The organism is Ferruginibacter sp. SUN106 (assembly GCF_050611765.1).
GTDB lineage: Bacteria > Bacteroidota > Bacteroidia > Chitinophagales > Chitinophagaceae > Ferruginibacter.
Map to the genome: position 1 here is coordinate 1 of NZ_JBODJC010000007.1, position 18,509 is coordinate 18,509.

General features: G+C 38.3%; 13 protein-coding genes. 4 read left to right on the forward strand and 9 right to left on the reverse strand.

From position 1 onward, the window contains the following. Positions 1-187: 187 nt before the first annotated feature. Complete coding sequence (locus ACQ334_RS23730) at positions 188-4,834, reverse strand: PKD domain-containing protein (RefSeq protein WP_430990780.1); 4,647 nt, start codon at positions 4,832-4,834, stop codon at positions 188-190. A 556-nt stretch (positions 4,835-5,390) separates the two neighbouring features. Here ACQ334_RS23730 and ACQ334_RS23735 point away from each other — a divergent pair. Both ACQ334_RS23735 and ACQ334_RS23740 read left to right on the forward strand, forming a co-directional pair. Beyond that, complete coding sequence (locus ACQ334_RS23735; RefSeq protein WP_430990781.1) at positions 5,391-5,789, forward strand: hypothetical protein; 399 nt, start codon at positions 5,391-5,393, stop codon at positions 5,787-5,789. Position 5,790: 1 nt separating this feature from the next. Continuing rightward, positions 5,791-7,356 (forward strand): GMC oxidoreductase, encoded by a 1,566-nt coding sequence (locus tag ACQ334_RS23740; protein WP_430990782.1) that lies wholly within the window; start codon positions 5,791-5,793, stop codon positions 7,354-7,356. Between the two features lie 23 nt (positions 7,357-7,379). Here the strand turns inward: ACQ334_RS23740 and pnuC are convergent, their stop codons facing one another. The 3 genes from pnuC to ACQ334_RS23755 all read right to left on the reverse strand — a co-directional run bounded on the left by pnuC (position 7,380) and on the right by ACQ334_RS23755 (position 10,994). Then, a complete protein-coding gene (gene pnuC / locus ACQ334_RS23745) occupies positions 7,380-9,479 on the reverse strand; it encodes a nicotinamide riboside transporter PnuC (protein ID WP_430990783.1) in 2,100 nt (699 codons plus the stop codon). Positions 9,480-9,623: 144 nt separating this feature from the next. After that, entirely contained in the window at positions 9,624-10,376 is a 753-nt protein-coding gene (locus tag ACQ334_RS23750; protein WP_430990784.1) for a tyrosine-protein phosphatase, read from the reverse strand. Positions 10,377-10,481: 105 nt separating this feature from the next. Next, positions 10,482-10,994, reverse strand: a complete 513-nt coding sequence (locus ACQ334_RS23755) for a UpxY family transcription antiterminator (protein WP_430990785.1) — start codon at positions 10,992-10,994, stop codon at positions 10,482-10,484. Positions 10,995-11,221: 227 nt separating this feature from the next. Here ACQ334_RS23755 and ACQ334_RS23760 point away from each other — a divergent pair, with 227 nt between their 5' ends. Together ACQ334_RS23760 and ACQ334_RS23765 are read left to right on the forward strand one after the other, a co-directional pair. Further along, positions 11,222-12,196, forward strand: coding sequence for a deoxyhypusine synthase family protein (locus ACQ334_RS23760; RefSeq protein ID WP_430990786.1), 975 nt, complete (start codon positions 11,222-11,224; stop codon positions 12,194-12,196). A 137-nt stretch (positions 12,197-12,333) separates the two neighbouring features. After that, positions 12,334-14,187, forward strand: a complete 1,854-nt coding sequence (locus ACQ334_RS23765; RefSeq protein WP_430990787.1) for a M1 family metallopeptidase — start codon at positions 12,334-12,336, stop codon at positions 14,185-14,187. A gap of 84 nt (positions 14,188-14,271) precedes the next feature. Here ACQ334_RS23765 and ACQ334_RS23770 read toward each other — a convergent pair whose 3' ends face one another. The 5 genes from ACQ334_RS23770 to tatC form a co-directional block, all read right to left on the reverse strand. Further along, on the reverse strand, positions 14,272-14,751 hold the full coding sequence (locus ACQ334_RS23770) for a hypothetical protein (protein ID WP_430990788.1): 480 nt from the start codon (positions 14,749-14,751) through the stop codon (positions 14,272-14,274). 80 nt (positions 14,752-14,831) lie between these two features. Then, positions 14,832-16,427 (reverse strand): M28 family peptidase, encoded by a 1,596-nt coding sequence (locus tag ACQ334_RS23775; RefSeq protein WP_430990789.1) that lies wholly within the window; start codon positions 16,425-16,427, stop codon positions 14,832-14,834. Positions 16,428-16,492: 65 nt separating this feature from the next. Further along, positions 16,493-16,966: a hypothetical protein gene (locus ACQ334_RS23780; protein WP_430990790.1), complete on the reverse strand. Its 474-nt coding sequence runs from the start codon at positions 16,964-16,966 to the stop codon at positions 16,493-16,495. Between the two features lie 9 nt (positions 16,967-16,975). Next, the gene (rpiB, locus tag ACQ334_RS23785; RefSeq protein ID WP_430990791.1) at positions 16,976-17,425 is read right to left on the reverse strand and encodes a ribose 5-phosphate isomerase B; all 450 of its coding nucleotides are present in this window, start codon (positions 17,423-17,425) and stop codon (positions 16,976-16,978) included. Between the two features lie 139 nt (positions 17,426-17,564). Further along, a complete protein-coding gene (tatC, locus tag ACQ334_RS23790; protein WP_430990792.1) occupies positions 17,565-18,458 on the reverse strand; it encodes a twin-arginine translocase subunit TatC in 894 nt (297 codons plus the stop codon). Positions 18,459-18,509 lie beyond the last annotated feature (51 nt).

Consider the following 18,509-nt stretch of genomic DNA (forward strand, 5'->3'; position numbering starts at 1 on the left):
CATCTACAACCTGTAATCTGAATGATAAACTGTAATCTTTTTGAGTACGTTTACTAACTCGAAATTGTCCTTTATTCATAATGGTGACACTGGGTTTGTGTCAACTTATTTTAGGACGAGGCACTATATAAAATAAAAGGAGGAAACCGTTCACCGGTTTCCTCCTTTTATTTTATAACTGAATTATTTAAGGCTTAATAACCTTTATACTTTGTTTATTAATGCTATCAAAATAAACCGTCATTAGATAGGTCCCTTTTGACAAAGTACTCATATTTATTCTTTCTTTAGTATTGTAAGTGCCGGTTACCAGTTGTTTTCTGTAAACCATTTTACCCTGCATGTCGGTAATAACTACCAGCAATGTTGTATTCGGTATGGTGGAATTAATATCTAAAGTTGTAAAATCAACTACCGGATTAGGATACACTTTGATACCATTATTGTCAGGTATTACCGGAGTAGCAACATGAACACTCACTGTATCTTTATCGGTAGCACCCCTGTTGTCTGTAACCGTAAGTTCAAATTTATAGGAACCATCTACCAGGTTTTGTAAAAAGGTAGAGGCGGTATTAATAGAAATAAGCTTGTCCGGAGGGCCGGATATTTGTCTCCAGCCATAGGCTATAATTGTTCCGTCAACGTCTGTTCCGCTACCAGTAAGCAACACATTATTAGCAGGGAGTACAACTGATTGATCAGGCCCTGCATTAGCAACCGGGGGAATATTTGCAGGATTAACCGTTACCTGCATATTATCGGTTGCAGTAGCGCCATTATTATCGGTAACTTTTAATTCAAACACATATATACCCGCTGTTAACCCTGTAACTGTAGTTGCGGCAGCAGCAGAGTTTGCTATTGTCCCTCCGGCCGGCCCTGAAAGTTTGGTCCATTTGTAGGCAACAATAGTTCCATCCACATCAGTTCCACTGCCGGTAAGGTTTGCTGTATTGGTAGGCAGTGTTATTGACTGGTTCAATCCTGCATCAGCAACCGGTGGAATGTTTGGAGCAAATACAATTACCTGCATGGTATCTGTATCGGTAGCACCGCTGTTATCTGTAACCTTTAATTCAAACTTATAAATACCCGCTACTAATGCAGTTACAGATGTGGCTGCTGCATTTGGATTGGTAATTGTTCCGGCTCCGGTTGGTCCGGATACTTTTGTCCACAAATAAGCAGTGATCGTTCCATCAGGATCAATACCCGATCCGCTGAGGTTAACAGAGTTGGTGGGTAAAGTGATTGATTGATCAACGCCTGCATTTGCTGTAGGAGGAATATTCGGTGCTGCATTAACTGTAACCTGCATGGTATCTCTTGCTGTAGCTCCGCTATTATCGGTAACTCTCAATTCAAATCTGTAAGTACCCTGCACTAATCCTGTAACGGATGTAGCTGCTGAAGCAGTGTTAGTAATTGTTCCTGCAACAGGTCCGGAAATTTTCGTCCACAGGTAAGCGCTGATTGTTCCATCAGGATCAGTACCTGAACCACTTAAGTTTACGAAATTGGTTGGTAAGGTAATATTTTGATCGGCTCCTGCATTAGCAACAGGAGGTATATTAGCAGCATTAACGATTACTTGCATGGTGTCTGTATCAGTGGCACCACTGTTATCAGTAACTTTTAATTCAAATTGATAAGTGCCTTGCACTAATCCTGTAACAGTGGTAGCTGCTGAAGCGGTGTTTGTAATTGTTCCTGCAACAGGTCCGGAAATTTTCGTCCACAGGTAAGCGGTAATCGTTCCGTCAGGATCAATACCCGATCCGCTGAGATTAACAGCGTTGGCAGGCAAAGTTATATTTTGATCAGGTCCTGCATTGGCAGTAGGTGCCACATTAGGCGCAGGATTAACAACCACTACCATAGTATCTTTTGCGGTAGCACCACTGTTATCAGTAACTTTTAATTCAAACTGATAAGTGCCTTGCACCAAAGCTGTAACTGTGGTAGCAGCAGCTGCTGAGTTAGTAATTGCACCTGCAGCAGGTCCAGCAATCTTCGTCCACAGGTAAGCAGTAATAGTTCCATCGGGGTCATTACCAGAACCGCTAAGACTAATAGTGTTGGCAGGCAAAGTTATATTTTGATCAGGGCCGGCATTAGCAGTAGGAGGAACATTAGGTGCAGGGTTAACTATCACCTGCATGGTATCTCTCCCTACGGCACCGTTATTATCGGTAACTTTTAATTCAAACTTGTAAGTGCCCTGCACTAAAGCTGTAACTGTAGTAGCAGCTGATGCAGAGTTAGTGATTGTGCCGGCAGTGGGGCCAGAAATTTTAGTCCACAAATAAGCAGTGATCGTTCCGTCAGGATCATTGCCAGAACCGCTTAAACTAACCGAGTTAGTAGGTAAAGTAATGGCCTGGTCGGTTCCTGCATTGGCAGTAGGTGCAATATTAGGATCGGGATTAACAACCACTACCATAGTATCTTTTGCGGTAGCACCACTGTTATCAGTAACTTTTAATTCAAACTGATAAGTGCCTTGCACTAAAGCTGTAACTGTAGTAGCAGCTGATGCTGAGTTAGTAATTGTACCTGCAGCAGGGCCAGCAATCTTCGTCCACAGGTAAGCGGTAATCGTTCCATCGGGGTCAGTACCAGAACCGCTAAGACTAATAGTGTTGGCAGGCAAAGTTATATTTTGATCAGGGCCGGCATTAGCAGTAGGAGGAACATTAGGCGCAGGGTTAACTATCACCTGCATGGTATCTCTCCCTACGGCACCGTTATTATCGGTAACTTTTAATTCAAACTTGTAAGTGCCCTGCACTAAAGCTGTAACTGTAGTAGCAGCTGATGCAGAGTTAGTGATTGTGCCGGCAGTGGGGCCAGAAATTTTCGTCCACAAATAAGCAGTGATCGTTCCATCAGTATCAGTACCTGAACCTGTAAGTGTAACCGAGTTGGTAGGTAAAGTAATGCTTTGATCAGGCCCGGCATTAGCGGTTGGGGGCACGTTTGGGTCAGGATTTACAATTACCTGCATGGTATCCCTTCCTACGGCACCATTATTATCAGTAACTTTTAATTCAAACTTGTAAGTACCCTGCACTAAAGCCGTAACTGTAGTGGTGGCCGAAGCTGAGTTAGCAATTGTGCCGGCAGTGGGGCCAGAAATTTTGGTCCACAAATAAGCAGTGATCGTTCCATCAGTATCAGTACCTGAACCTGTAAGTGTAACCGAGTTGGTAGGTAAAGTAATGGATTGATCAGGTCCTGCATTGGCTGTTGGTGGATTATTAGTCACACCACCATATTCAGCATATCCTATGTCCGGAGCACTGCCTGAATAGGTTAAGCCTACATAAGTACCTGCATCAATACACGGAGATAAAGGCTGCAGGAGAAAATTAGTAAGCGAAATAAATAACGGAAGAATGTGAATATTATTGGTATTGGTATAATGAGTTGGCTGCACCCCGTTGAAGATCGGATTGTTGCTGCTGCCATTATTGAAAGTATTATTATTTTGAATTGACAGCGAGTCAATACCCACAGCACCACCCTGTACCAGCCAGCCACTTACTATATTCGTGATAATGTTATTTTTGATATTTACGTTCCTGGCATAACCTGTGTTGAGGCCACCTAAGTTTATTCCCCACCATGGTGCAGAACCTGCTGTGGCTACCATTGTGTTGTTCAATACATTAAAATTGTCAATGCTGTAATCGCCTGCATTGCTGAAAATACCGATCAAGCCACCGGTGTTCTGTGCAATAGTTACATTCGTGATAAGGTTTCTTTGTATAGTAACATTTTTAACAATATCACCCGACCGGGGGTTGAATTCAATACCATGTGCTTTTTTATCAATGGTATTATTTTCAATGATAGCACCATCAGTACCATATTCCAGTACTATGCCGCTTTCTATCCAGGTGTTTAAAGCGGTTTGTTTAATTATATTATCGTGTATCCATACACTATAGGCATAACCGTTTTTAGTCTGAAAGTTTAAATCGATAGAACCACCAGTGATGGTATTGCCATAAATTTCAAGGCCTGATTCATTAAATAATTCAATGGCAAAGTTCCAGCCGGTATTACCGGTGGAGTTACCCATGGGTATTTTGTTGAGGGTATTGTTGTAGATCTTACAACCTCTTACATAGCCTTCATTCCAGCCTTTAATAGGCCAGCCATTATAACCTTCGGGCCTGCTGGTTTGAGAGATGGTGTTGTTGTAGATCAACATACCATCCTGACCGCCGATATTTAAACAACCACGGCCATAAGAACCGGTAGGTAAATTATAAGCGGCGCAATTGGTAATGGTATTATTGTAAAAAGTATTACCGGTAGCATAAATAGTTGGAGGTGCACCAGCGCCATCATTACGTCCGCCGAATAAAACACCACGGTCTTTAAAATCCACCATGGTAATATCGTGAATACTTACATTGCTTCTGCCACCTACATAAATACCCCAGAAAGTAGATAGATTTTGTCCATCGAACATTAAATTAGAAATATGCTGGTTACCGTTAGTGCCTTCCGGAGAGCGCAATGATAATAATTCTGTCCAGTCTGCAGTAAGTGTGGTTTTTAAAATAGAAGTAGCGCCATCGCCTTCAATACTTACGCCTGGTTTTAAAACGCACTGTAATGTTTCAAGATAAGTACCTGCATTTACATGAATAATGTCGCCCACAGCTGCTACAGCATTAGTGGCTTTGTACAATGTCTTCCAAGGATTGGTAATTGTTCCGGTACCGCTTGCATCGTTACCTGTAGTACTAACGTAGTAGGTAGTTGCATTGGTGATTGTTGATAGGAGGATACCTAAAAAAAATAGAATTAGTTTCATAGGAGTTTTAATAAGATATTAGTGGATATAATGGATGCTTGAATCGTTTTAGTAACGAATAAGGCTTTACTTTTATTGCTCATACAAATCTTCGGGGAATGATGGTTGCCCAAATTAAGAATATTAGATTTCACATGAGCATTTATCAAATACTATGCTAATTTTTATTTTTCAACATGATGTTTATAAGATGTTGGGATTTTAATAGCAAAAAATCAACTATTTTGTGTAGAAATTTAAATATTCTGGAAAAAATTAATCTTATATTTTTTCGTGATATAATCCGCTAGTTCAATAAGAGTTGTTACACAGGTATTTACAGTGTGTAAAACAATAAAATTGGCAAAAAATAGTTCTAATAGCCGGTTTTACACGTGCCAAAAAGCATTTTGTTAAAAAAATATTAAACAGTAGGGCATTTCTTTAAATCCGTTTTTAGCGAAAATGTTTCCTGTTTTGATGGATAAGTGGCGATTTTTGTAACAAAGACTGGTTTGAAACCAATTTAATCCTGTTTAAATAAAATTATTATTTCATTTGTACCAGAAACTCTGATATGAAAAGAAGAAACTTTATTATTTCTGCATCGGTAGTGGCTGTTGGTTTGCCCGTTGCGTATTACCTTAAAAAGCAGTGGTGGCAACCTGATCCCCTTATTACTCCTGATTTGCTAGGCAAATTCTGTAAAGAGAGTGAATTAAGAGAAATTGGTGCCAGGTACAGAGAACTTGTACCCATTGAAAATGAAAGGCAAAAACTAACTGATCTGATTCTTACAGATGATAAGAGTCAGCAACTAAAAACCAGTGACAAGCTACGGATGACTGAATTTATCAATAAAAAAATTCATGATGAATTTGTAGCCGCAAAAACGATTATTATAAAAGGATGGTTTATCTCAATAACAGAAGCACGGCAATGTGCACTTTTATCATTACACCAAAACCAAGCATAGTATGCATATTGATGCCAGGCAAATTGACAATCAATCCGTAATAGAAGGGGATATTTGTATTATAGGCGCAGGGGCTGCTGGTATCAGTATTGCTCTTGAATGGATGAATACACCATATAAAGTAATTCTGCTGGAAGGCGGCGGGTTTGATTATGATGATAAGGTACAGGAATTATATAATGGCAAACTAACAGGGCAGCCGTATTTTCCTATGAAAGCCAGCCGGTTACATTATTTTGGTGGTAGTACCGGTCATTGGGGAGGTATGTGCTCTACTTTTGATGAACTGGATTTTGAAAAAAGAGAATGGGTGGAAAATAGCGGTTGGCCGATTAAATTAAAAGATATAGAACCTTTCTATCCGAGGGCGCATCCTATTTTAGACCTTGGACCATACGAATGGGACGTAAAATACTGGCTTAAAAAAAATCCTTCTTTAAAAGAGTTGCCATTAGATCAAAATGTGATCTGGAGTAAAATGTGGCAGTTTAGCCCCCCTACAAGATTTGGTTCAAAATATAAAGAGACAATTGTAGGTGCAAAGAATATTCACCTGTATACGTATGCCAATGTAGTTGATATTACTGCTACAGAAAATGTTTCTGAAATTAAAGAAGTAGTTATAAAAAACTATGCGGACAGGCAACATACGGTAAGGGCTAAGTTTTTTATTATGGCTTGCTGCTCTATACAAAATTCAAGGGTATTATTGGCATCTAACAAGCAGGCACCAAAAGGGCTTGGCAATGATAATGATGTTGTGGGCCGGTACTTCATGGAACATCCGCATATTGAATCAGGCGAATTATGGCTTGCCAATTCAGATACCCTTGACCTGTATCAAATGGGGAAAGGTATTACTGAAAGAGTGGAGATGGCTATTACTGCAAAAAAACAGGAGGAGCTTAAGATAATGAATGGCACTATTTCTTTAACTCCGTTGGAATTATCTAAAAACAGGATATCAAATATTAAAATGTGGTCTGCCGATGATCCCAGGAACAGTCTTGACTCGTTTAAGAAATATAATAGTTTAGATAGAAGGAACTTTTTCGAGCGGCATTTTATGCCATCAAAATTATACAAAGCTTATGGACTGCTCACCAGGATGGAACAGGTGCCTAATCCGGCATCCCGTGTTGAATTGAGTACAGAAAAAGATGCCTTAGGTGTACCCCGTGCCAATTTAAACTGGCAGATGTCTCCGCCTGATAAAATAACAGTGACCAAAATAATTGAAGTATTTGCTCAGCAGATTGGTATATCAGGTGTGGGCCGTGTAAGAATTCCGGATTTTATGCTGGATACAAAAGATGAATCAGTTCCTTCATCACTGGTGAGTGGCGGCTGGCATCATTTAGGCACTACACGTATGAGTGAAGATCCGAAGAAAGGCGTAGTGGATGCCAACTGTAAAGTGCACGGTATAAGCAATTTATTTGTTGCAGGCTCTTCTTGTTTTGCAACAGGGGGTGCGGTAAACCCCACACTTACAGTGGTTGCGATAAGTCTTCGTCTTTCCGATTATATAAAAGACCAGGTTAAAAGTTCTGCTAAGCAAGCTTAAAGAATATCCTGGTATTCTTTAAATCAATTTTGTTTGTTTGCAATAACTTTGTTTGAAGACCTTCTTTTAGCATTTTTTCTTTTGTTCCATTTACGCAACCCCCATACACACATGGCCAGTAAAGCAAAATGATATATAGTCATCAGGAAATAATTCCTGGTAAAAAATAAAATCATTAAAACAATATTGGTGGCAATCCACCAATACCATGCTTCTGTTTTTTTTCTGGCAATTAACAACATTGCGGTTAATGCAGTAGCAACTGCAAATGCATCTATCCATGCAGATGCGCCTGTTGTAAACTCTTTTTTGAAATATATAAAAGACAGGGAAATGCCAACTAATGATATCATAAAAAATACCAGTTGCAGCAGCCAATCTTTTTTATCAGAACTGGTAACCCGGACAATGCGATGCTTTTTCCGGTCTCTTTTTAACCATATTTTCCAGCCATAAATGCACAACGCAATAAAAAGCAGGTCAACACAAATTTCCCCCACCAATTCTTCATCAAAGCCTAAGAATAAAAATACAGTTCGGTTAACTAAAAATGCAGGGTATGCATATACGTTCTCTTTACTGGCAAACAGCAAAGCCAGAAGGCCGGAAAGTACGGCAATAATTTCCAGCATGCCGGTATTTTTAAGCTCGTAGTAAAATGGTCTTACTATGCGTTGGGTAAAATTAAATCCCGGGCTTACGCCGCCATCTGATTTACTTTTAGTATTATTTTTAAACACATAATTATTAGGCACACCCCTTATGTAAAACGGGTTATTACCATTTCCATTCCCCGATAATAAATTGTTTTCGATAAGCATGGTATCAATTACAAACGCAGGGTTTGCTAATATACCGGCTACAGTAAATCCCTTAATAGTGTTATCGTGTATTTTGATATTGGTGGCATAAGCCGCACCTGCTATTCCTATGCCATAATAAGGTGCGGCGTTGGCATTGGCAATAAATTTATTACCATAAACAAAGAAATTAGAAATAAAATAGCTCTTGCCACTGCTTATAAAATTGATGGCATAGCCATGATGACTCTCATCGGTAACACCGATATTATCGCATAGGTTATTCTTTATAGTTACGTTACTTACAATACTGCCTTCACGTGGTGTAAAATAAACCGGCATTCCTAAATTTCTCAAATGATTGTTCTCTATAATAGCACCATCTGTTTCATATTCCAGGGTAATGCCAGTTTCTAACCGGGATTGTAAACTTGGCGGGCCAATTATATTATCATGGATATAAACGCTGTAAGCATAACTGTCTTTTGTCTGGTGATTGATATCAATTGCACCAATTATTGTATTGTTATAAATTTCCAGTCCGAATACATTAAACAGCTCTATTGCAAAATCCCAACTAATACCATCATAAGCTTCTTTAGTAATTATGTTGTTATATATTTTGCAAGCCTTTAAAAAGCCACCGTTGTAATATTTTATTGGCCAGCCATTGGTGCCTATTAATCTGCCTTTTTGAGTAATGGTGTTATTATAGATCAGCATTCCCTCTTGCCCGCCAATATTAAAACAGCCTCTGCCATAACCATCATATTTGGCACAGTTGGTAAGGGTATTGTTATAAAAACTGTTGCCGGTTGCATATATTTCAGGAGCACCTTCTTCATTATCTTCTCTGCCTGCCCATACTACGCCGCGGTCATCAAAGTCAGCAATAATACAATCATGAATACTTACATTTTTTCTTCCCCTTATTTCAATAGCCCAGGACCCGGTTCTGTTGGTTCCATCTATTTTTATATTACTGATGTGCTGGTTGCCATCTGTGCCTTCTTTTGAGGTAGCCACAATAATGGCTGCAAATTCAATGCTTAAAGTAGATTGAATTACCGATAATGGCCCATCTCCTTCAATGCTTACACCAACAGCAAGGTTACACCTTACCGCTTCGTTATAAGTGCCTGCCATTACATGAATGATGTCGCCTGGTGTTGTAACAGACGCAGTTGCTTTATATAAAGAATGCCAGGGGCTACCTAAAGTGCCACTACCATTTTGGTCGCTGCCTTTTGAACTGATATAATAAGTGTTGGCAAAACTGCAGTGAAAGATGATAAGCAGCAGTACGGTAGAAAGTAATTTCATTTGAAAGGCTTTTGGCTTATAGTTACCCGGGTGGTGATATATTCTGGTAAACGAAGATAACGGTTTCCTGAAAATGCTGAAATCTGCTGCGGTGTAAAAGCATATAGTTGGAAAAACTAAAACGCAATTTTAAGCAGGCTTAGCTTATTTGATCTTATGTATAAGGTCAAGGTCGTTATAAATATCTGTGCCTAAAAGATTTTGAAAAATTACTTTATTAGCCGGATGATTCAGTGCATCTAAATGTTTCTGATGATGCAGGTCGGTACCTACCATCATAGCTAATTTTTTTTCCAGGATAAACTTTGCAGCTTTTTCAGCACGCTTACCATAATACCCGGCTAACGATAAAATATTTACCTGTAAAACAAAGCCCATTTCCTTTAAATGATAATACTCGTCAAAATTTTGTTGGTAGTAATGATACCTTTCCGGATGTGCTAATACAGGCCTGTATCCTTCTGCTATAATACCCGCTGTAATTTCTCCAAGATTTTCAGGCGTAGAGGTGTAGGATATTTCTGTAAGTATAATATTTTCATGCAGTGTAAGCAAGCGGTCTTTCTTTTTTAGTAGTTCTAAAAAATAATCATCCAGCATATATTCTGCAGCGGCAGATAATTCAATGTCCAATCCTGCCTCGTAGCAGGCATCCTGCGCTTTCTCCAACGCTGCTGCAATTGTTTCGGGTGTATTCCGGTACATATCACCAATAATATGTGGGGTAGCAATAGATTTACGGATGCCTAAATTATACAATCCTTGTATCAAAGCTAATGATGTTGCTGTATCCTGTGCCCCATCATCAATACCCGGTAAAATATGAGAATGAATGTCTGTAGTGAAAGGTAAGTTGTCAGGTACGGCTGTTTCTTTTTTCTTAAAAAAATTGAACATGATTATAATGGCAATATTGAATCAAAAGTAGCAATCTAAATTTAGTATTGCCGTTAATTTTTGAAGAGTAATAAATTTATTTTGTAAACCAGGCCTGCATTTACTTCATGTTCTGTCTGCTTCAACTTTTTCAAGGTTTTTCTTATCAATAGAAGTGATCAGTTGCAAACCCATACTTTCTATTTTAACGCTGGCACGGTTGCCCGAAATTTGCAGCAGTATGCCATGATAATTCATTAGCACACCTTGTTTTATTTTTACTTTGGAATTTATCTCCAATAAGCCTTCCACCACTTCTACTGATTCAAATTCTTTCAAAAATTTACGAATGGTGGCTATCTCGCTGTCTTTAATTTTTGCAGGCTTACCCAGCCAGGTTACATAATTAAGTATGCCGGGAATATTCAGTAAATCCCATTTCTTATTTTCAGCAATCTGCACAAAAACGTAGGATTTAAAAAGAGGTTCCAGTACAGTTTTTTTTCTGTCGCTCCATTGCTTTGTCACTTTGTTTAAAGGACAATAGTATTCAATTCCTTTTGCTTCAAGCAATGCCGCCACCTTTTTCTCCCAGCGGGGTTTTGTGTATACAGCATGCCAGTAAATGCTATTTTCCATCAGTATAAATTTCTTTGGGTATTTAACTACTGCTGGCCTGTAATTAAATAATAATTAAATATACAAAGTTTACAGAAAGTATGATTGCAGAACTTGCTGGTATTGGTGGTTTTATATTCAGCAGCAGTAAAACATAATTTTAAAAAGGGCAGAAAATAAAGCATAATCTTCATAAAAAAATTACTTTTGCAGCCTTGCCCTTCGTTAAACTCAGGGCAGTAAAAATTATGAGCAAAGGACCCGTTTCAAATTTTATTGAACACCATTACCGCCATTTTAATGCAGCCGCTTTAATGGATGCTGCCAAAGGCTATGTAACACATTTGGATGAAGGTGGTAAAATGATGGTAACATTGGCTGGTGCTATGAGTACAGCAGAATTAGGATTGAGTTTGGCAGAAATGATTCGCCAGGATAAAATTTCCATCATCAGTTGTACAGGTGCTAACCTGGAAGAAGATATTATGAACCTGGTGGCGCACAGCCATTATAAGAGAGTACCTAATTACAGGGATCTTTCTCCGCAGGAAGAATGGGACCTGCTGGAAAATCATTACAACCGTGTAACTGATACCTGCATACCGGAAGAAGAAGCGTTCAGAAGATTGCAGCAGCATATTCATAAATTATGGAAAGAGGCTGATGATAAAGGAGAACGTTATTTTCCTCATGAGTACATGTACAAAATGTTGTTGAGCGGTGTGTTGGAGCAATACTACGAGATTGATCCTAAGAACAGCTGGATGCTGGCAGCGGCTCAAAAAAATATTCCTATTGTGGTGCCAGGTTGGGAAGACAGCACCATGGGAAATATTTTTGCTTCTTACATTATTAAGAATGAAATGAAAGCCACTACAATGAAAAGTGGTATCGAATATATGGTGTGGCTGGCAGATTGGTACAGGAATAATTCTGCAGGCAAAGGCGTTGGTTTTTTCCAGATCGGTGGAGGTATTGCAGGTGATTTTCCTATTTGTGTGGTACCAATGATGTACCAGGACCTGGAATGGCATGATGTGCCATTCTGGAGTTATTTCTGCCAGATCAGTGATTCCACTACTTCTTACGGATCTTATTCAGGGGCAGTACCTAATGAAAAAATTACCTGGGGTAAACTGGATATTCATACACCTAAGTTTATTGTAGAAAGTGATGCTACTATTGTAGCGCCATTAATTTTTGCATGGATACTGGGTTGGTAGGCTGAAAATATTTTTCGGCTTTGGGTTACCCTTAATACAATGACCAGGAAAATAGAAAGTTAGTTACTAAAAAGAATATGTAAAATGCCTGCCAAACTGGTGGGCATTTTGCTTTAACTTTAAAATAAAAACAAGTGATGAAGAACTTAATTTTTTCTATTTGTGTACTCTTTTTTATTGAGGAAGTACAGGCGCAAATAAATTTACCTATACCTGTAAATCTTAAAAAAGCATTTGATAAAAATACCCGGAGCAATGATGGCAAGCCAGGAAAAAATTACTGGCAAAATCATGCGGTATATAATATTGATGTGAATTTTGACCCCACTACAAGAATTGTAAAAGGCACGGTTGAAATCAACTATATTAATAACAGCCCGGATACGCTAAAGGAAATTGTATTTAAACTCTATCCCAATATTTATAAAAAAGGTTCGCCAAGGTTGATGAAAATAGAAGACGAAGATGCAACTGATGGTGTAAGCATTGAAAAAATTGTTCTTAATGAAGAAACACTTGCCGAAAAAAATCGCCGGATAGACGGTACTAATATGAGCGTTCGTGTAAAACCTTTTTTACCAAAACAATCCGGTAAATTTAAAATCAGTTATTCTTACCTGCTCAATAAAAAGTCGCATATACGTACCGGCCAGGTAGAAGATGGTGCTTATTTCATTGCATATTTTTTTCCAAGAATTGCGGTATATGATGATATTGACGGATGGAACCGCAATCCTTATTTAGGCACACAGGAATTTTATAACGACTTCTGCGATTTTACAACAAGAGTAACGGTACCTGCCAATTATGTAGTGTGGGCAACCGGAGACCTTACCAACAGCAATGCGATCTTTACTGATAAATTTCAGCAAAGAATTAAACAGGCAGAAACCAATGATAGCTATATCACCATAATTGACAGTACAGATATTAAGAATGAACAGATAACAAAATCAGACACCACTAATACCTGGATATTTGAAGCTAAGCATGTAACTGATGCAGTGTTTGCGTTAAGCAATCATTATATCTGGCAGAGCTCAAGCCTTGTTGTTGATAAAGCAACAGGAAGAAGAACAAGAGTAGATGCGGTGTTTAATCCTAAGCACAAAGATTATTTTAATGTTGCCGCAGATGCACATAAAACAGTGGAAGCAATGAGTTATAGTTTTCCTAAATGGCCTTATCCTTACAGTCACGAAACTGTTTTTGATGGATTAGACCAGATGGAATACCCGATGATGGTAAATGATAATCCTGTGGAAGACAGGGCAGAAAGTATTGAGCTGACCGATCATGAAATTTTTCATACCATGTTTCCTTTTTACATGGGCATTAACGAAACCAAGTACGGATGGATGGATGAAGGCTGGGCAACAATAGGAGAGTGGCTGATATCCCCAATGATAGATACCAGTATTGTAGATGAATATGGAATAACTGCCGTAGAAAGAAGTGCAGGTACAGAAGTTGATATGCCTATTGTAACACTTACCACACAGGAGTATGGCACATCTATGTTCATTAACAGTTATCCTAAACCTGCAATGGGCTATTTATTTGTAAAAGATATGCTGGGTGATGATTTGTTTTATAAAGGGCTACACAATTATTTTCGCAACTGGAATGGTAAGCACCCTATACCGTATGATTTTTTTAATAGCATGAATGAAGGCAGTGGTAAAAATATCAACTGGTTCTGGAAACGTTGGTTCTTTGATAATGGCGTACCGGACCTTGCTATTACAAAAGTTGCTGGTAAACAAATCACCATTCAATCAAAAGGAACAAAACCTGTACCGGTGGATGTTACAGTAACTTTTAGCGACGGCAGCACAGAAAAAATTCATCGTACAATTGCTGTTTGGGAAAAAGGAAATACAAGTGTATCAGTAAATGTTTCATCTGCTAAAAAAATAAAAACAGTAAAGCTGGGTAGTACTTATGTGCCTGATGTAAATAAAGCGGATAACATTTACGAAGTAAAATAAATGTAAAACACAATAAAACAAGTTCATTATATAAAAAGAGGAAGAAATTATTTTCTTCCTCTTTTTATAAACATATACTACTGGTCAAAGCCGCTTTTCTTCTTTTGCAATTTGTAACTGTTTGGCATCTTTTAAAGGACGTATAAGATTTATCAGTATAATTATACGTACTACAATACCACCTAAAAAGGCTTGCGCTATACTAATGTCATCGACATACATAAAATTGGTAACTATTACTAAAACCCAATGTGCAATAAAAAGACATAAACCAATAATAATAGCAGTATGTGGCTTACGTTTAGTCCATATACCAAGTATAACAAATCCAATAATAAAGGGAGCTAAAAATAAAAATGGTTCTAATACAAATTCACCTTCAGCCCTTACTGCAGCTATTATTTGCCATATTAATAGCAGCCCGGCCGTCCAGAATAAAGCATTACGTGCTTTTTTTACGCCAAGTTCGTATCCTTCCAGTTCTATCTGGCGTATATCATCATGATACGCTGCAATCTGGTCGTGTTTAATTTCTTCCGGTGGATTATTTTGATTTATTTCCATTGTACATATTTTATTAATACACTAAAGTAATGAACCCTGCCGAATAAAAAAACCACCTTGTAAAAAGGTGGTTAAAGTTTTTATCTGGTCCCCATATTTAAAGGAGTGTCTCGTTTCAGCATCTCATCTCTGTTAGCCATCAGCCAGGCTGTATGAAAGATCATGCGTACTCTTTTTTCATACAGATCCCAGGTTATTTTATCTACAGTATCAGTTGGTTTATGATAATCTGCTTTTAACATACCATCATAAAAGAATAAAATCGGAACACCTTTACGGGCAAAATTGTAATGGTCGCTGCGGAAATAAATACGGTTAGGATCGTTAGGGTCGTCGAATTTATAATCTAATGTAAGCCTGGTATAATTGTTATTGGCAGCTTCATTTATTTTAGGCAGGTCGCTGCTTATTTTATCGTGGCCGATTACGTATACATAGTTCATAGTGTCGCCGGTTTTTCTTTCTGTATCAATACGGCCTACCATATCAGTGTTTAAATCAACACTTGTTTTATCTAAAGGAAAAAACGGATGATCGCTGTAGTATTCACTTCCCCACAAGCCTTTTTCTTCGCCACTCACAGTCATAAAAACAATGGTTCTTCTTGGCCTGTGTCCTTCGGCTGCCGCTTTAGAAAACGCTTCAGCCATTTGTATCACAGCGCAGGTACCACTGCCATCATCATCGGCACCGTAATAAATTTTACCATCTTGTTTACCTATGCCAAGATGATCGTAGTGGCCGGTTAAAAACACGTACTCATCTTTTTTATCAGTGCCTTCAATAACACCAACTACATTGCTGGCGTTAATAGTAGTGCGGTATTTATTAAACACAAAGCTTGTTTTTATACCAGTTTCAACTGAATGGATCTGTAAAAGTTCGCTGGCTTTAGCTGATTTGAGATAGGAATCAAAATTGAAAAAATCACCTACAATTGATTTAGCAAATGCATGAGACAATAATGCGTAGTTAATAGTTTTGCCTGTTGTTGCAGCAGCTCTTGGGAAATACACGCCGGTTTTTTTACCATTGTCTACTGTACGTTGATTAAAAACTTCCTGGTTGGGATTGATCACCAATGCACCAATGGCGCCTTTAGCAGCAGCAGCAGCTAATTTTTTGGTGAGGCCCGGAAAGCTCCATTCGCTGGCACGTGTTGCAGAACCGCTAATGATAAATTTACCATCAGCTTTGGGCTCGCCCAAAAAGAAAACTACTACTTTGCCTTTTACTTTAATGTCTTTGTAATCGCTGTATTTTTCATCATCAATACCATAACCCACAAAAACTATTTTTTTACCTTTAAATTTTCCGGTTTCGTTGGTGTTAAGTGGTGCAATAAAATCTTTACCAAATACAGCATCTTTACCATTCAATTTAAATTCGGCAGTTACAAGGCTGTCCTGGAAAAGCGGATAATACTGCTGATAACCATTTAATGCAGGTACAGATTTTAACCCCATGTTTTTAAACTGCGATTCGATATAAGCAGCAGCTTTGCGTTGCCCCTCGGTACCGGTTTCCCTGCCTTCAAAATTGTCGCTTGCAATAATGGTAAGGTGCTTTTGAAGATTAGTGCCTGTAATAACCGATGCATATTTTTCAGCATCATTCATTTGAGCTGTTACCTGTAGGCTTATCAGCACAGTACATAAAAAGATCAATTTTCTCATGTTAAAAGTTTAAGTTTTAAAAATACGATAACCAGATACGCAGAAAAATAAAAAATGATAAATGGTTAAATGCTTTTAGGAGAAGTAATGCTGTAAAGCAGTTCTTTAAGGCTTTCCAGGTCCTGTTGACTGAAATTATCTTTATCTTTTTCCAATGTAAAATCAGCTTTTCTTTTGATGTAAAAATTAATCTCACGTACTTCACTTTTACGGGACTCTGAAATATCTAATTTAATTTCTGAAAAAGCATACTTCTCTTTCATTTGCCCCTGGTGAAAGTTGTAATAACTTATCTGCAATGTTTTTTTAACGGTGTCAATAACTATTTCATTGATAGAATCACGGGAAATGGAAAATAACTGCAATACTTCAGTTACCAAAAGAAAATAGAAATGAAAATTATCTTTAACTAATTTAGACTGGGGCAAAAATAACTGGAGTGCAACTACTAAAGTAATTGGCCAAAGCAATCGATATACTTTTCTTTTTAAAATACTAACAAAATTATGCGGCTGCAGGCTTTGGAAATTATAAAGCATATACCTGATTTAGCAAGCTATCTTATCAACCCTGTTAGCATGCCTGCCACCTTCAAATGCAGTGTTCATAAAAGTGTCCAGCATTTTTTCCGCATCGCCATCACGTACAAAACGTGCAGGAATACAAATGATATTAGCGTCGTTATGTTTGCGTGCCAGTTCGGCCAGTTCTTCTCCCCAGCAAATAGCGGCTCTTATGCCCTGGTGTTTGTTAGCAGTGATAGCAACGCCATTGGCACTGCCGCAAAGTAAAATACCAAAGGCAGCTTCGCCTTTTTCAACAGCGCTTGCAACGGGATGTGCAAAGTCGGGATAATCAACTGAGTCTTTATTGTAAGTGCCAAAATCTTTAAACACAATACCTTCTCCCTCTAAAAATGAGATCAGGTCTTCTTTGCAATCAAACCCTGCATGATCGCATCCTATAGCAACGGGTAGTTTTAAATTAAAGGGAGACATAAATAATGGATAATGAAATAATGAATAATTGATAATTCCTCAACGAAATTAACATTTATATTAGTTGTGATAATAAAAAACATTTTAGGAATAGTGCACTCTATTATTCATTATTAATTAAAAAATTATCCATTAAACCCTAGCTCCATTCTTTTTCTTCTTTGGCTTTCTGGCGATCAACCCTGGATACCAATAAAATACTGATCCAGTAAAGCAGTAATAATGGAAGTGCCACAATGATCTGGCTGGTCATATCAGGCGAAGGTGTAATAATAGCTGCCACCAGCAAAATAATTACAAAGGCGTACTTGGAATATTTTTTTAAAAAGCTGGCAGATATTAATCCAATTTTGGCCAGCACAAAAGCTAAAATGGGTAATTCGAAAGCAATACCACAACCGAGTATTAAATTGGTAAGGCTATCAATATAATCGTTAAGCGTAGGGGCATACCTGATATTGCCGCCGGTACCTAAATCAAAAGTGGCTAAAAAATTAAAAGTAAAAGGCGCCAGTAAATAATATCCAAAAGCAGCACCTGCAAAAAAGCAAAGTGACACCCACAAAATACTGCCCCTGGCGTATTTTTTTTCTTTGGTAGAAAGGGCTGGTTTTACAAAACGCCACAACTCCCAGAAAATGTAAGGAAAAGCAATAATAACACCTCCTACCATGGCAATATTTAAAGCAGAAGAAAATGTGCCATTAACTTCCATGATCTGAAAATTAATTTTTACCGGGGGCATGCATAAACCGTCTCCTAACCCAAGCCAGTGGCCAAACCTGCATAAGGCACCATAAGTAATAAATGTATCGCTGGAAGGAGCAATGATAATATTGTCGTACACCCAGTTTCTGAAAATAAAAATAGCAATGGCTGCGGTCAACCAAACAATTACCGAACGCATGATATGCCAGCGCAATGCTTCCAGGTGATCCATAAAGGTCATCTCTGTTTGTTCCGAATCAGCAGCAGGCCCCCCGTTACGGAGCCGCTTAAAAAAATTCTTCCTGTCTGAGTTTTCTGTAGCCAATGGTATAAAAATTTGTCCGCCCTGATGAAATCCTTTTTGAACGGGGATGGC

Coding starts and splice junctions, on each gene's coding strand:
- ACQ334_RS23730 (WP_430990780.1), bottom strand. CDS start 4,834: ATGAAACTAATTCTATTTTTTTTAGGTATCCTCCTATCAACAATCACC.
- ACQ334_RS23735 (WP_430990781.1), top strand. CDS start 5,391: ATGAAAAGAAGAAACTTTATTATTTCTGCATCGGTAGTGGCTGTTGGT.
- ACQ334_RS23740 (WP_430990782.1), top strand. CDS start 5,791: ATGCATATTGATGCCAGGCAAATTGACAATCAATCCGTAATAGAAGGG.
- pnuC (WP_430990783.1), bottom strand. CDS start 9,479: ATGAAATTACTTTCTACCGTACTGCTGCTTATCATCTTTCACTGCAGT.
- ACQ334_RS23750 (WP_430990784.1), bottom strand. CDS start 10,376: ATGTTCAATTTTTTTAAGAAAAAAGAAACAGCCGTACCTGACAACTTA.
- ACQ334_RS23755 (WP_430990785.1), bottom strand. CDS start 10,994: ATGGAAAATAGCATTTACTGGCATGCTGTATACACAAAACCCCGCTGG.
- ACQ334_RS23760 (WP_430990786.1), top strand. CDS start 11,222: ATGAGCAAAGGACCCGTTTCAAATTTTATTGAACACCATTACCGCCAT.
- ACQ334_RS23765 (WP_430990787.1), top strand. CDS start 12,334: ATGAAGAACTTAATTTTTTCTATTTGTGTACTCTTTTTTATTGAGGAA.
- ACQ334_RS23770 (WP_430990788.1), bottom strand. CDS start 14,751: ATGGAAATAAATCAAAATAATCCACCGGAAGAAATTAAACACGACCAG.
- ACQ334_RS23775 (WP_430990789.1), bottom strand. CDS start 16,427: ATGAGAAAATTGATCTTTTTATGTACTGTGCTGATAAGCCTACAGGTA.
- ACQ334_RS23780 (WP_430990790.1), bottom strand. CDS start 16,966: ATGCTTTATAATTTCCAAAGCCTGCAGCCGCATAATTTTGTTAGTATT.
- rpiB (WP_430990791.1), bottom strand. CDS start 17,425: ATGTCTCCCTTTAATTTAAAACTACCCGTTGCTATAGGATGCGATCAT.